Here is a 12,923-nt window from a genome sequence, read left to right on the forward strand (position 1 = left end):
CCATGCCCCCGCCTTCCGCGCCCGCCCCCCTGCTGCCCATCGCCATCAGTCTCGGCGATCCCGCCGGCATCGGCCCCGAACTGATCGCTGCGGCCTGGGCAGTGCGTGACGCAGAAGGCCTGCCGCCGTTCTTTGCCGTGGGCAACCGCGCGCTGGTCGAGGCCGCCGCCCACAGCCGCGGCCTTGCCTTTCCCGTAGTGGCCATTTCCGCGCCGGACGAAGCCGCCGCCGTCTTCCCTCACGCGCTTCCCGTGCTTGATGTCGGCGCCTGCCCTTACACCCCCGGCCAGCCCGACGATGCCGGTGCCGCGCTCGCCCTGCGCGCGCTCGAAATCGCGACCGCGCTGGTCCGTCAGGGTGCGGCGGCGGCGCTCGTCACCGGCCCCATCGCCAAGAGCCGCCTCGCACACATCGGCTTTCGCCAGCCGGGCCAGACCGAGTTCGTCGCCGAGGCCTGCGGGATCACCGCCGAAAACGCCGTGATGATGCTTGCCGGCCCCAACTTGCGCGTCGTTCCCATCACCGTCCACGTCGCGCTGCGTGATGTGCCGTTCCTGCTTTCCGCCGAACTCATCCGCAGCCGCAGCGCGATTGCCGCCGCCGCGCTGACCCGCGATTTCGGCGTCGCCCACCCCCGCCTCGCCATCGCCGCGCTCAACCCGCACGCGGGCGAAGACGGCCGCATGGGCACCGAGGACAGCGCCGTGATCGCCCCCGCCGTTGCGGCACTGCGCGAAGCCGGCATCGACGCGCGCGGCCCTCTTCCCGCCGACACCATGTTCCACGCCGAGGCGCGCGCAACCTATGACGCGGCCATCTGCATGTACCACGATCAGGCACTCATCCCGATCAAGGTCCTCGATTTCGACGAGGGCGTGAACGTCACGCTCGGCCTGCCCATCGTGCGCACCTCGCCTGATCACGGCACCGCCTTCGGCATCGCCGGCAAGGGCATCGCCCGCCCCGGCGCCACCATCGCCGCCATCCGCATGGCCGGCCAATGCGCCGCCCGGAGAGCCGCCGCGGGATGAATACCCTTATGAGATCCGCTCAGGCTGAGCTTGTCGAAGCCCCTCGCAAGCCATGACCGACCTCCCCCCTCTGCGGGAAGTCGTCCAGCGCCACGGCCTCATCGCCACCAAGGCCCTGGGCCAGAACTTCCTCTTCGATGAACAGCTCCTCGCCCGCATCGCCGCCGTCCCCGGCGACCTGAAGGGCGAGAACGTCCTCGAAGTCGGCCCCGGCCCCGGCGGCCTCACCCGCGCGCTCCTGCGCCGCGGTGCGCAGGTCACCGCCGTGGAAATGGACCGCCGCTGCCTCCCCGCGCTTGCCGAACTGGCAGAGGCCTTCCCCGGCCAGCTCCGCGTGATCGAGGGCGACGCGATGAAGATCGCCCCTGCCGATCTGTTCGAGACGCCTTGGCACATCGTCGCCAACCTGCCCTACAATGTCGGCACGGCGCTCTTCACCGGTTGGCTTTCCGGACCAAGCTGGCCGCCGGCGTGGCGCAGCCTTACCCTCATGTTCCAGCAGGAAGTCGCCGAACGCATCGTCGCTGCCCCCGATACCGACGCCTACGGCCGCCTCGCCGTTCTAGCGCAGTGGCGCAGCAAACCCCGCATAGCCATGCGCGTCCACCGCAGCGCCTTCACCCCGCCGCCCAAGGTCATGTCGGCGATTATCCATGTCGAACCCGCCGCGATGCCCGAGGGTGTCTCGGCCAGAATGCTCGAACGCGTCACCGAGGCCGCCTTTGGCCAGCGGAGAAAGATGCTGCGCCAGAGCCTCAAGGGCCTGCCCGGCGCGCTAGGCGCCCTCGAAGCACTGGACATCGATCCCCAGCGCCGCGCCGAAACGCTGAGCGTTGCCGACTTCGTCGCCATCGCGCGGATGCTCACGACCTAGATCCTCCCGGTAGGTGGCCCGCCAAAGGCGGGTCGGAGGGGTAAGTCCTCCCCGGAACCGGGCAGGGGTTCACCCCGGCGCGCGGGCAGGCTAGAGCGGGGGCAATGGGAACACTTGCCGCCACCGAGGCCGCCCTCGTCGAGGGGATCGATGCCGCTGCCATGCTCGCAAACGTCGAGGCATGGTGCGCCATCAACACTGGCACGCGCAACCTTGATGGCCTCGCCCGGCAAGCTGCGCTTCTCGCCGATGCCTTTGCCGCGCTGCCGGGCGAAGTTAGCCTCGTTCCCGCCGCCCCGGTCGAAGCGATTGCCGCCGATGGGCGCGCGGTCCAGATCGAGCACGGCGCGCATGTGGTCCTCTCGGTCCGCCCCGATGCCACCCGCCGCTATCTCCTGACCGGCCACATGGACACGGTCTACCCGGCCGACCACCCCTTTCAGACGCTCACCTGGCTGGATGACGAAACCCTCGGCGGCCCCGGCACCGCTGACATGAAAGGCGGCATCGCCGTCATCCTCGCGGCGCTGAAAGCCTTCGAGGCGAGCCCGCAGGCCGCCACCGTCGGCTATGACGTGATGATCAATTCGGACGAGGAAACCGGCAGCCTCGCCTCCGCGCCCCTTATCGCCGAGCTCGCGCGCGGCAAGGCGGCGGCGCTGACCTATGAACCCTCCGCCCTCCCCGACGGCACCCTTGCCGGCGCGCGCGGTGGCAGCGGGAACTACAGCGCAATCGTGACGGGCCGCTCCGCCCACGCCGGGCGCAACCCGGAGGATGGCCGCAACGCCCTCGTCGCCGCTGCCGATCTCGCGCTCGGGCTCAAGGCGCTCTCGGGTGACGGCCTCGCCATCAATCCCGCCCGCATCGATGGCGGCTCGGCCAACAATGTCGTGCCCGACCACGCCGTGCTGCGCTTCAACATCCGCCCGCGCAGCGAGGCAGACGCCGCCCGCTTCGCCGCCGCGATCGGCCCGCTGCTGCGCGAAGTCGAGTTGGCGCACGAGGTTTCCATCCACCTCCACGGCGGGATCAGCCGCCCGCCCAAGCCGCTGACGGCAGAGGCGGAGGCGCTGTTCGAGCTTGTCCGCCGCTGCGGCGCAGCGCTCGGCCAGCCGATCCGCTGGCAGGCTTCCGGCGGGGTGTGTGATGGCAACAATATCGCCGCGCTCGGCGTGCCCGTGGTCGATACCATGGGCGTTCGCGGTGGGGCGATCCACTCGCCGCAGGAATACATGATCGTGCCGTCGCTGGCCGAACGGGCCGCGCTTTCGGCGCTCGTGCTGCACCGGCTTTCCGGAGGGGAATAAGCACCATGACCCACGTCATCCGCGCGGCCCGCGCCGCTGATCTCGAGCATCTTTACGAGATGGCGAAGCTGACCGGCGGCGGGTTCACCAACCTGCCGCCAGACCGCCGCGCGCTTACCGCCAAGCTGGAGCGCGCCGCCGCGGCCTTCGCGAACACCGAGGACGGCGACGCCGAAACCCAGCGCGACGAACTCTTCGTCCTGATTCTCGAGGATGCAGCCACGGGCGAAGTGCGCGGCACCTGCCAGATCTTCACCCGTGTCGGGCAAACCTGGCCGTTTTATTCCTATCGCCACGCCACGCTCACCCAGCATTCAAAGGAGCTGGGCCGCACGTTTCGCGCCGAGATGCTGAACCTCGTCACCGACCTTGAGGGATCGAGCGAAGTCGGCGGCCTGTTCCTCCATCCCGGCGAGCGCGCTGGCGGCCTCGGCATGCTGCTCGCACGCAGCCGCTATCTGTTCATTGCCATGCACCGCAAACGCTTCGCTGACCGCATCCTCGCCGAACTGCGGGGCGTGATCGACGAACGCGGCGGCTCGCCCTTCTGGGACGGCGTTGCCGGCCGCTTCTTCGGGATGAACTTCCAGGATGCGGACTATTTCAACGCGATCAACGGCAACCAGTTCATCGCCGATCTGATGCCGAAGCATCCTGTCTACATCGCCATGTTGCCCGAAACCGCGCGCTCCGCCATCGGCCTGCCGCACCCCAGCGGCCGCGCGGCGATGCGTATGCTGGAAACCGAGGGCTTCGCTGCCGAGGGCTATATCGATATCTTCGACGGTGGCCCCACGATGACCGCGCGCACCGACCGCGTGCGCTCGATCGCCGAGGCGAAGATGGTGCCTGTCACCGCGGTTCGCGCGGCGGACGAGACCGCCGCGCGTGCGCTCGTCGCAACCGGTCACCTCGCCGATTTCCGCTGCACTTTCGCGCGCATCACCCCCGACGGCGAAGGTGTCGCGCTTGATCCCGATGCCGCGCAGGCGCTTGGGGTCGGAACGGGCGATACCGTGTGGCACGTGGCGCGCTGAAGGACCTTATCATGAGCACTCTGGTCGAGATCAACTTCGACGGCATCGTCGGTCCGAGCCACAACTACGCCGGGCTCAGCCTTGGCAACCTCGCCTCGGCGCGGCACGGCGGCAATGTCTCCTATCCCCGGGCGGCCGCGCTGCAGGGCCTTGGCAAGATGCGCCACAACATCGGCCTCGGCCTTGCGCAAGGCCTCCTCTGCCCGCTGCCGCGCCCCAACCACGGCTTCCTCGGCGCGCTGGGGCTGACCGAACCTGCGGACGAGACCGAGCGCCGCCTGCGCGCCGCCGCCTGGTCCGCCAGTTCGATGTGGACCGCCAACGCCGCCACTGTCTCCCCAGCCCCCGATACGGCAGACGGGCGCTGCCACCTGACGGCCGCGAACCTCGTCACCATGCCCCACCGCTCGCAGGAATGGCCTGATACGGTGCGCCAGCTGCGCCTCGCCTTTGCCGATAGCGCGCACTTCGCGGTCCACGATGCGGTTCCCGCCTGCTTCGGCGATGAAGGCGCGGCCAATCATATGCGCATGGGCGCTACCCACGCCGCGCCGGGCCTCGAAATCTTCGTCTACGGCAAGCCGGGAGGCGCTTTCCCCGCACGCCAGCACGAGCAGGCCAGCCGCGCCGTTGCCCGGCTGCATGGGCTCGATCCGGCGCGCTGCCTGTTCGTCGAGCAGTCGGGCGAAGCCATCGCGGCGGGCGCGTTCCACAACGACGTGGTCGCCGTTGCCAACGAGCGGGTGCTCTTTACTCACGAACAGGCCTTCGCCGATCCCGAAGGCACTTACGCCGCGATCCGCGCAGCGCTGCCCGAGGCGGAAGTCGTGGTGGTTCCGGCCAGCGCCGTCAGCCTGGCCGACGCGATCGCCAGTTACCTGTTCAACGCGCAGCTTCTTACCCTGCCCGGCGGCGAGATGGGCCTTGTCATCCCGCTCGAGGCCTGGGAGCACCCGGCAGTGCGCGGCTGGCTGGATGGCATGCTTGCCTCGAACGGGCCGATCCGCCGCGTGCTTCCGGTCGATGTGCGCCAGTCGATGGCCAACGGCGGCGGCCCAGCTTGCCTGCGCCTGAGGGTTGTCGCCGATCCTGCCACTGTCGATCCGCGCTTCCTGCTCAATGATGCGCGGGTGGACATGTTGGAAAAGGTCGTCGCCACGCACTGGCCCGAACAGATCGATCCCGCAGATTTGGGCCGCGACTCTCTGGCAAGCAGCGTGATCGCCGCGCGCTCCGCCCTGCTCGCCGCGCTGGGTCTGGGCGAGCTGGCCTGAAACGGTACAGGGGCGTTAACCCTGCCTTTACCATGGCCTGTCGCCATGCTTTACAAAGGGCATGCTATGAAAGGCCTTGGGCCGCCTGTTTGCTGATCTGGCACGAAGGTTGCGGAGTAGTGTGGCGATGCGAAAGAAAACCTCCCTGCTGCGCAAATTCAGCCGCCTGTTCGTGATCAAGAACCGGTTCGAGGCGAGCGCGATCATCTACGCGCTGGCGCTGGGCTCGGCGGAGCGAGGCCACATCTATCTGTCGCAGTATCCGGGCTTCGGCGGCAAGCTGCTGTTCCTCGCCAGCTGCCTTGCCGTGTTCATGGCCGGCGCCAAGATCATGGACGCGATGAAGTACGAGCGCGAAGCCAGAGCCCAACTGCTGCCCGCAAAGGCCGATCCGGAATTGTAGGGAAAGTGGAGGCGTTTCTGTTGCCCGGTACGCCTCCAAACCGCTGAATTCCCTTCTGTTGCCCGGTGGGTTCAACCGCGCTTTAGCTTTGTAAGATCAGGCCGTTAAGCCGTCAGATTACGCCGCGAGAGCGAGTGCTTCGTTGTCGTTGGCACTTGTGGGTTTTGAGCCTTTAACGGGTTACTCAGCCCGGACGAAAATACCGCTTTTCAACACACGTCGATCCTAGTTCGGCCCCATCAACACCCCTGCGACAACAGGGCCCGGCCTGTTCCAGCCGGTGGTGATGGTGGAGCCGCCGGGTACCGCCCCCGGGTCCGCTGCGCCTATTGTACGGTACAATTTATCGTCATATCCGGCCGAAGCCGGCACGAGCGATATAGGCATGGCGCGCGGGGAATGGAAGGGGCCGTCTGGCCGGCCCCCGGCCCCTCCCTCCTTCGACAGGCTCAGGATGAGCGGAAGGGGACAAAGGCGCGATCGTCAGGCCTTCTTCAGCGCGTCGCGGATCTCGGTGAGCAGATCGACCTCGCTCGGCCCGGCAGGTGCGGGCGCTTCGGCTGGTTTCGCCGGCGCCATCTTGTTGGCCGCACGCACGATCTGGAAGATCACGAAGGCCATGAGCACGAAGCTGATCACCGCGGTGACGAAGGCGCCGTAGCCCAGCATCGGCACGCCGGCCGCCTTGAGCGCGGCATAGTCGGTCTGCGATCCCGTGTAGCTTTCCGGCACCGCGCCCAGCAACACGAACTTGTTGGTGAAATTGACCCCGCCCGTCACGAAGCCGATCACCGGCATGATCAGGTCCTCGGTCAGCGAGGTGACGATCTTGCCGAACGCCGCGCCGATGATCACACCCACTGCCAGATCCAGCACGTTGCCGCGCGCGACGAAATCCCGGAACTCTCCCATCATGCCCATGGTCATTATCTCCTGTAAGGCATTCACACCCGCGTGCTTCCTGCCATCTGCAAACCTTTGCAACAAGAGGGCCTCTGCCGCCGCCCTTGAACGGGCCCGGCGACCCGCTACATAACGGACACGTCCACTGCCGATAGGGAACCTTACGCCGATGGCTGCCTCCATGCTTGCCCGCTTTTCCCGTTTCGCTTTCGCTGCCGTTGCCGCGGCAGGCCTCGCCAGCTGCGGGTTCAACTCGATCCCGACTGCCGAGGAGAACGCCAAGGCCAAGTGGGCCGACGTGCAGAACCAGTACCAGCGCCGCTCCGACCTGATCCCCAATCTGGTCGCGACTGTGAAGGGCTATGCCAAGCAGGAACAGGACACGCTTACCAAGGTGACCGAAGCACGCGCCAAGGCGACCTCGATCCAGATTTCCGCCGCCGACGTGACCGATCCCGACAAGATCGCTGCCTACCAGGCTGCACAGGGCCAGCTCAGCCAGGGCCTTGGCCGCCTGCTCGCCTCGGTTGAGGCCTACCCTGACCTCAAGTCGAACCAGAACTTCCTCGCCCTGCAGAGCCAGCTTGAAGGCACCGAGAACCGCATCGCGGTCGCCCGGCGCGATTACAACGAGGCAGTTCAGGCCTACAACACCACGATCCGGACCTTCCCGGCGATCATCGGCGCCAAGGTGATCTATGGCTCCAAGCCGATGGTGCCCTTTGCCGCGACCACCCCCGGCGCGGATACGGCACCGGCGGTGAACTTCGACGGACCTGCTGCGGCTCCGGCGGCGGCCCCTGCTGCCAATGACAACGCCGCCGCCCAGGCGAGCAAGGCGGCCACGAACTGAGCCGGGGCGCGGAGCCCCGCCGATGAAACGCCTTGTCCTTTTACTGCTCGCGGCGCTGGCCCTCATCTCTGGGCCAGCGCTCGCGCAAACCTTCCCCAAGCTCACCGGCCGCGTGGTCGACGATGCGCATCTGCTTTCGGCTGAGCAGGCCGCCGCGATCGATGCCAAGCTGGCGGCGCTGGAAACGCAGTCGCAGCGGCAGATGGTCGTGGTCACGCTGCCGAGCCTCGAAGGCTACGAGATCGAGGACTACGGCTACCGGCTCGGCCGCGCCTGGGGTATCGGCGACAAGCAGCGCAATGACGGCCTGCTGCTGATCGTCGCGCCCAATGAACGAAAGGTGCGGATCGAGGCCGGCTATGGCCTTGAGGGGATCATCACCGATGCGCTTTCCAGCGTGATCATCAGCCGCGAAGTTGTGCCCCGCTTCAAGGCGAACGACTATCCCGGCGGCATTGCGGCGGCGACCGACCAGCTTGTCGCCCAGCTGCAATTGCCCGAGGACGAGGCGCGCAAGGTCGCGGCAAATGCGGCGGCCGAGGCGAAGAAGGCCAAGGGTCCCCGCTTCGATGCCGGCACGGTCGTGTTCCTCGTAATCTTCTTCTTTTTCTTCGTCCTACCGTTCCTGCGCGCGATGCGCGGCGGTGGGCGGCGTTATGGCGCGCCGGGCGTGATGATCTTCCCCTCGGGCGGCTGGGGCGGTGGCGGCTCCGACTGGGGCGGCGGCGGCGGATCGGACTGGGGCGGTGGCGGCGGCTTTTCGGGCGGCGGCGGCAGCTTCGGCGGCGGCGGCTCTTCGGGGAGCTGGTGACATGCTGAAGGATACTGACCGCCAGAAGATCGCCGAGGCCGTGGCCGCAGCCGAACTGGCGAGTGCGGGCGAGATCGTGACGATCGTGACCCCGCAGTCCGATAGCTACCGCGATGTCGCGCTCGCCTGGTCGATATCGATCGCCTTCCTCGCGCTTGCCGCGCTGGAACTGGCGCCAGCGTTCTACCTCGGCCTGATCGAGCGACTGCTTGGCCTCTGGGCGCATGAGTGGGCGCCGCGTGCGGTGCTGGGCATCGCGCTTACGGTTGCGGTGATCAAGTTCCTCGCCATGCTGCTGCTCATGGCCTGGCGGCCCCTGCGGTTTGCGCTCACGCCTGCGCCGATCAAGTCCGCCCGTGTCCATGCCCGCGCGCTCACCTGCTTCCGCATCGGCGCGGAGGGGCGCACCACCGGGCGCACCGGCATTCTCATCTACCTCTCGATGGCCGAACACCGCGCCGAGATCATCGCGGATGAAGCCATCGCCAGCAAAGTCACGCCCGAAGTCTGGGGCGATGCCATGCATGCGCTGCTGACCGAAATCCGCGCCGGGCGCTTGGGCGACGGCATGGTTGCGGCGATTGGCAAAGTCGGCGCGGTGCTCGCCGAGCACCTTCCGCGCGCGGAGGATGACCAGAACGAACTGCCGGACCGGGTGATCGAAGTATGAGCCTTGAAGACGAGTACCGCGACGAGCCCGAAGTGACGCAGTGGCAAGGCCGCTTCATCGCCGCCAAGACGCGTGGGCGCTGGGAATACGTCAGCCGCGCGCGGGGCATCAAGGCGGCGGTGATCCTTGCCTTCACGCCCGAGGACGAGGTCGTTCTGGTCGAGCAGTTCCGCATCCCGCTGGGGCGCCCCTGCATCGAGCTGCCCGCAGGCTTGATCGGCGACGATGACGGCGGCGAGGACGAAGATGCCGCGACTGCCGCGATCCGCGAGTTGGAAGAAGAAACCGGCTATCACGCCGCGCGTATGGAAAACCTCGGCGAGTTCTATTCGAGCCCCGGGATGGTGAGCGAGGCCTTCACGCTGTTCCGCGCCTATGACCTCACGCGCGTCGGCGCGGGCGGCGGGGTTGAGGGTGAAGGGATTACCGTCCACCACGTACCGCGCGCCGGGATCGCCGAATTCATCGCGGCCAGGCGCGCAGAAGGTTATGGCATCGACGTCCGCCTTCTCATGCTGCTAAGCCCGGCCTGGCTAAGAGCATAAACGAGAGGATTGGGGCTGATGGGCAGGGTTTCGGGCAAGCTGGCGCTGGTGACCGGCGCGGCACAAGGGCTGGGCGCAGCCCATGCGCATCTGCTGGCGCAAGAAGGCGCCCGCGTGCTGCTGACGGACATCAACGGCGATGGCGCTGCCGCGCAGGCCGAGGCGATCAATGCCGAATTCGGCGCAGGCACCGCCTTTGCCATGCGGCACGACGTGACCAGCGCGGACGACTGGGACGCCGCCATTGCAATGGCAGCGGACAAGCTCGGCGGGCTTTCGGTGCTGGTCAACAACGCTGGCGTGGGCGTGCGCGGTGACATCGAGACCTGCACGCTGGAAGACTGGCACCGCGGCTTTGCGATCAACGTCGATTCGGTGTTCCTTGGCTGCCAGAAGGCGCTGCCGCTCCTCAAGGACAACCAGCCCGGCTCGATCATCAACATCAGCTCGATCGCGGGCCTCATCGCCTCGCACACCATGCCCGGCTACAACGCCAGCAAGGCAGCGGTGTGGATGCTGACCAAGTCGGTCGCGCTCTACTGCGCCAAGCGCGGGTGGGACATCCGCTGCAATTCGGTCCACCCGACTTTCGTCGATACGCCGATCCTCGATGGCATCAGCAAGAACGCCGGAATCGAGAAGGACGTGGTCATGGGCAAGCTCGCCCGCCAGATCCCGCTCGGCCGCGTGGGCGAACCCATCGATATCGCGCAAGGCGTGCTCTATCTGGCGAGTGACGAAAGCCGCTTCATGACCGGCGCGGAGCTGAAACTGGACGGCGGCATCTCGGCGATGTGAGCGGGCCCCGCGCGGGTCACTGAACCATGATCGACCTGCCGGTCTTCGGCCTCATCCTGTTCGCCGCCTCGCTCCATGCGAGCTGGAACGCGTTCCTCAAAGGGAGTGGGGATACCCTGCTCTCCGCCACGCTGGTGATGGGCGGCGCGGCGCTGATCGCGATTGTCGCGCTGCCGTTCCTGCCGGTGCCTGCCCGGGCCAGTTGGCCATATCTGGCGGTCTCGGCACTGCTGCAAGTCAGCTATCTCGTGCTCCTGGTCCGGATATACCGTGTGGTCGACATGAGCCTGGCCTATCCGCTGATGCGCGGTAGCGCGCCGCTGACAGTAGCGCTGATCAGCACGCTGTGGCTGCATGAGGCGCTGCCCGGACTGGCATGGATCGGCATTGCCACGATCTGCTTCGGCATCCTGACCATGGCGCTAGGCGCGCGCGGAGCGCTGAGCGCGAAGGGCCTCGCCGCGACGCTCACCAATGCCGCGATCATCGCCTCCTACACGCTGATCGACGGTGTGGGCGCACGGGCCTCGGGCACCCCGGCGGCCTATACGCTGTGGCTTTCGCTGCTGACCGGCCTTGCCATGATGGGCTGGGCGATCACCGCGCGCGGCGGCGCGCTCGTAAGCTATGCGCGCCGAACCTGGCATTTGGGGCTGATCGGCGGGCTGGGCACGATCGTTTCGTACACTATCGCGCTCTGGGCGATGACCATGGCGCCCATCGCGATGGTCGCGGCGCTGCGCGAGACCTCGATCCTGTTTGCGACCGCAATCTCGGCGTTCATCCTGCGGGAGCGGGTTGGCCCGGCGCGGTTCGCGGCAGCAGCGATCATCGCCAGTGGGGCGATGCTGCTGCGCCTTGCCTGAGGCCGCCACGCAGGCGGCCCCAGGGGCGTTTCATCTTGATCAGGCGTTCGGGTTCGGCGCGAAGGCGCAGATCTTGTTGCCATCCGTATCGCGCAGATAAGCGCCGTACTGCTTGCCGGGCGCGTTTTCACGCACGCCCGGAGGGCCTTCGCAAGTGCCGCCGTTGGCGAGACCTGCCGCGTGGAAGGCATCGACTTCGTCAAAGGTCTTGGCGGCAAAGCCCTGCGTGAAGCCATTCGACCAGGTATGCGCCTCGCCGTTGGCCGGTGTGCGCACCATCAGTGCACCGGTGGCGGCTGGGAACAGCGTGCCATTCGGCAGCGGCACTGCCTGATAGCCAAGCGCGCCCATCACCGCAGTGTAGAACGCGCGCGACTTTTCGATGTCGTTGGTGCCGAGAACGGTATGGGTAAACATGATTTCTCTTTCTCTGCTCAGAATACCACGACCGAACGGATCGACTTGCCGGCGTGCATCAGATCGAACGCGGTGTTGATTTCCTCGAGGCCCATGACGTGGGTGATCATCGGATCGATCTCGATCTTGCCCTGCATGTACATGTCGACGATCTTGGGCACATCGGTGCGGCCCTTGGCGCCGCCGAACGCCGTGCCGCGCCAGTTGCGGCCCGTGACGAGCTGGAACGGACGCGTGCTGATTTCCTTGCCGGCCTCGGCCACGCCGATGATGATCGAGGTGCCCCAGCCGCGGTGGCAGGCTTCGAGCGCGGTGCGCATCACTTCGGTGTTGCCGGTGGCATCGAAGGTGTAGTCCGCGCCGCCGTCGGTCAGCGCGACGATGGCCGCAACCGTCTCCTCACGGCTCATGCCCTTGGTGTTGAGGAAGTCGGTCATGCCGAACTTGCGGCCCCATTCCTCGCGGTCCGGGTTGATATCGACACCGACGATCTTGTTGGCACCGGCAAGCCGCGCGCCCTGGATCACGTTGAGGCCGATGCCGCCGAGGCCGAAGACCACGACGTTGTCGCCAACCTGGACCTTGGCGGTGTTGATCACCGCGCCGACGCCCGTGGTCACGCCGCAGCCGATGTAGCAGCTCGACTGGAACGGCGCGTCTTCACGGATCTTGGCGACCGCGATTTCAGGGAGGACGGTAAAGTTCGAGAAGGTGCTGCAGCCCATGTAGTGGAAGATGGTCTGGCCCTTGTAGCTGAACCGGCTGGTGCCGTCCGGCATCAGGCCCTTGCCCTGCGTGGCGCGGATCGCGGTGCACAGGTTGGTCTTGCCCGAGAGGCAGCTTTTGCACTGGCGGCATTCCGGCGTGTAGAGCGGGATCACGTGATCGCCGGGCTTCACGCTGGTCACACCCGCACCCACTTCGCGCACGATACCGGCGCCTTCATGGCCGAGCACGCTCGGGAAGATGCCCTCGCTGTCGAACCCGTCGAGCGTATAGGCATCGGTGTGGCAGATGCCGGTGGCCATGATCTCGACCAGCACTTCGCCGGCCTTGGGGCCTTCAAGGTCGAGCTCGACGATTTCGAGCGGCTTCTTGGCTTCGAACGCAACGGCGGCGCGGGTCTTCATG

Annotated in this window: 15 protein-coding genes and 1 other RNA gene; 12 read left to right on the forward strand and 4 right to left on the reverse strand. The window is 67.0% G+C overall.

Translation table 11 applies throughout. The features are described from left to right. Positions 1–2: 2 nt before the first annotated feature. The 6 genes from pdxA to WCL10_RS06840 all read left to right on the forward strand — a co-directional run bounded on the left by pdxA (position 3) and on the right by WCL10_RS06840 (position 5,929). The gene (gene pdxA, locus WCL10_RS06815; protein ID WP_336894891.1) at positions 3–1,031 is read left to right on the forward strand and encodes a 4-hydroxythreonine-4-phosphate dehydrogenase PdxA; all 1,029 of its coding nucleotides are present in this window, start codon (positions 3–5) and stop codon (positions 1,029–1,031) included. 52 nt (positions 1,032–1,083) lie between these two features. After that, positions 1,084–1,905, forward strand: a complete 822-nt coding sequence (rsmA, locus tag WCL10_RS06820; RefSeq protein ID WP_336894892.1) for a 16S rRNA (adenine(1518)-N(6)/adenine(1519)-N(6))-dimethyltransferase RsmA — start codon at positions 1,084–1,086, stop codon at positions 1,903–1,905. 104 nt (positions 1,906–2,009) lie between these two features. Next, the gene (locus tag WCL10_RS06825; protein ID WP_336894893.1) at positions 2,010–3,215 is read left to right on the forward strand and encodes a hydrolase; all 1,206 of its coding nucleotides are present in this window, start codon (positions 2,010–2,012) and stop codon (positions 3,213–3,215) included. Positions 3,216–3,220: 5 nt separating this feature from the next. Beyond that, entirely contained in the window at positions 3,221–4,252 is a 1,032-nt protein-coding gene (locus WCL10_RS06830) for an arginine N-succinyltransferase (RefSeq protein ID WP_336894894.1), read from the forward strand. Between the two features lie 11 nt (positions 4,253–4,263). Continuing rightward, positions 4,264–5,526: an N-succinylarginine dihydrolase gene (locus WCL10_RS06835; protein ID WP_336894895.1), complete on the forward strand. Its 1,263-nt coding sequence runs from the start codon at positions 4,264–4,266 to the stop codon at positions 5,524–5,526. Positions 5,527–5,671: 145 nt separating this feature from the next. Continuing rightward, positions 5,672–5,929 carry a hypothetical protein gene (locus WCL10_RS06840; RefSeq protein WP_336895071.1) on the forward strand — a complete coding sequence of 86 codons (258 nt, stop codon included), beginning with the start codon at positions 5,672–5,674 and terminating at the stop codon, positions 5,927–5,929. Positions 5,930–5,933: 4 nt separating this feature from the next. On the opposite strand, the gene ssrA is transcribed toward WCL10_RS06840, so the two are convergent. Beyond that, positions 5,934–6,338: a transfer-messenger RNA gene (gene ssrA / locus WCL10_RS06845) on the reverse strand. Positions 6,339–6,412: 74 nt separating this feature from the next. Then, positions 6,413–6,844 (reverse strand): large conductance mechanosensitive channel protein MscL, encoded by a 432-nt coding sequence (mscL, locus tag WCL10_RS06850; protein WP_336895072.1) that lies wholly within the window; start codon positions 6,842–6,844, stop codon positions 6,413–6,415. Positions 6,845–7,013: 169 nt separating this feature from the next. Here mscL and WCL10_RS06855 point away from each other — a divergent pair, with 169 nt between their 5' ends. From WCL10_RS06855 to WCL10_RS06880, 6 genes are read left to right on the forward strand one after another with little or no spacing between them, the layout of a single operon-like run. Then, on the forward strand, positions 7,014–7,685 hold the full coding sequence (locus WCL10_RS06855) for a LemA family protein (RefSeq protein WP_336895073.1): 672 nt from the start codon (positions 7,014–7,016) through the stop codon (positions 7,683–7,685). A gap of 22 nt (positions 7,686–7,707) precedes the next feature. Continuing rightward, complete coding sequence (locus WCL10_RS06860; protein ID WP_336894896.1) at positions 7,708–8,496, forward strand: TPM domain-containing protein; 789 nt, start codon at positions 7,708–7,710, stop codon at positions 8,494–8,496. A gap of 1 nt (position 8,497) precedes the next feature. Continuing rightward, positions 8,498–9,166 carry a hypothetical protein gene (locus WCL10_RS06865; protein WP_336894897.1) on the forward strand — a complete coding sequence of 223 codons (669 nt, stop codon included), beginning with the start codon at positions 8,498–8,500 and terminating at the stop codon, positions 9,164–9,166. Next, a complete protein-coding gene (locus WCL10_RS06870; RefSeq protein ID WP_336894898.1) occupies positions 9,163–9,711 on the forward strand; it encodes an NUDIX hydrolase in 549 nt (182 codons plus the stop codon). Before WCL10_RS06865 ends, WCL10_RS06870 begins: the two co-directional genes overlap by 4 nt. Positions 9,712–9,729: 18 nt before the next feature. Continuing rightward, entirely contained in the window at positions 9,730–10,509 is a 780-nt protein-coding gene (locus WCL10_RS06875; RefSeq protein ID WP_336894899.1) for an SDR family oxidoreductase, read from the forward strand. Between the two features lie 26 nt (positions 10,510–10,535). Next, positions 10,536–11,375 (forward strand): DMT family transporter, encoded by an 840-nt coding sequence (locus tag WCL10_RS06880; protein WP_336894900.1) that lies wholly within the window; start codon positions 10,536–10,538, stop codon positions 11,373–11,375. 39 nt (positions 11,376–11,414) lie between these two features. On the opposite strand, the gene WCL10_RS06885 is transcribed toward WCL10_RS06880, so the two are convergent. Together WCL10_RS06885 and WCL10_RS06890 are read right to left on the reverse strand one after the other, a co-directional pair. After that, the gene (locus tag WCL10_RS06885) at positions 11,415–11,792 is read right to left on the reverse strand and encodes a VOC family protein (protein ID WP_336894901.1); all 378 of its coding nucleotides are present in this window, start codon (positions 11,790–11,792) and stop codon (positions 11,415–11,417) included. A gap of 17 nt (positions 11,793–11,809) precedes the next feature. Next, the gene (locus WCL10_RS06890) at positions 11,810–12,922 is read right to left on the reverse strand and encodes an S-(hydroxymethyl)glutathione dehydrogenase/class III alcohol dehydrogenase (RefSeq protein WP_336894902.1); all 1,113 of its coding nucleotides are present in this window, start codon (positions 12,920–12,922) and stop codon (positions 11,810–11,812) included. Position 12,923 lies beyond the last annotated feature (1 nt).

The sequence above is a fragment of the Novosphingobium sp. genome (assembly GCF_037133355.1).
GTDB lineage: Bacteria > Pseudomonadota > Alphaproteobacteria > Sphingomonadales > Sphingomonadaceae > Novosphingobium.

Coding starts and splice junctions, on each gene's coding strand:
- pdxA (WP_336894891.1), top strand. CDS start 3: ATGCCCCCGCCTTCCGCGCCCGCCCCCCTGCTGCCCATCGCCATCAGT.
- rsmA (WP_336894892.1), top strand. CDS start 1,084: ATGACCGACCTCCCCCCTCTGCGGGAAGTCGTCCAGCGCCACGGCCTC.
- WCL10_RS06825 (WP_336894893.1), top strand. CDS start 2,010: ATGGGAACACTTGCCGCCACCGAGGCCGCCCTCGTCGAGGGGATCGAT.
- WCL10_RS06830 (WP_336894894.1), top strand. CDS start 3,221: ATGACCCACGTCATCCGCGCGGCCCGCGCCGCTGATCTCGAGCATCTT.
- WCL10_RS06835 (WP_336894895.1), top strand. CDS start 4,264: ATGAGCACTCTGGTCGAGATCAACTTCGACGGCATCGTCGGTCCGAGC.
- mscL (WP_336895072.1), bottom strand. CDS start 6,844: ATGATGGGAGAGTTCCGGGATTTCGTCGCGCGCGGCAACGTGCTGGAT.
- WCL10_RS06855 (WP_336895073.1), top strand. CDS start 7,014: ATGCTTGCCCGCTTTTCCCGTTTCGCTTTCGCTGCCGTTGCCGCGGCA.
- WCL10_RS06860 (WP_336894896.1), top strand. CDS start 7,708: ATGAAACGCCTTGTCCTTTTACTGCTCGCGGCGCTGGCCCTCATCTCT.
- WCL10_RS06865 (WP_336894897.1), top strand. CDS start 8,498: ATGCTGAAGGATACTGACCGCCAGAAGATCGCCGAGGCCGTGGCCGCA.
- WCL10_RS06870 (WP_336894898.1), top strand. CDS start 9,163: ATGAGCCTTGAAGACGAGTACCGCGACGAGCCCGAAGTGACGCAGTGG.
- WCL10_RS06875 (WP_336894899.1), top strand. CDS start 9,730: ATGGGCAGGGTTTCGGGCAAGCTGGCGCTGGTGACCGGCGCGGCACAA.
- WCL10_RS06880 (WP_336894900.1), top strand. CDS start 10,536: ATGATCGACCTGCCGGTCTTCGGCCTCATCCTGTTCGCCGCCTCGCTC.
- WCL10_RS06885 (WP_336894901.1), bottom strand. CDS start 11,792: ATGTTTACCCATACCGTTCTCGGCACCAACGACATCGAAAAGTCGCGC.
- WCL10_RS06890 (WP_336894902.1), bottom strand. CDS start 12,922: ATGAAGACCCGCGCCGCCGTTGCGTTCGAAGCCAAGAAGCCGCTCGAA.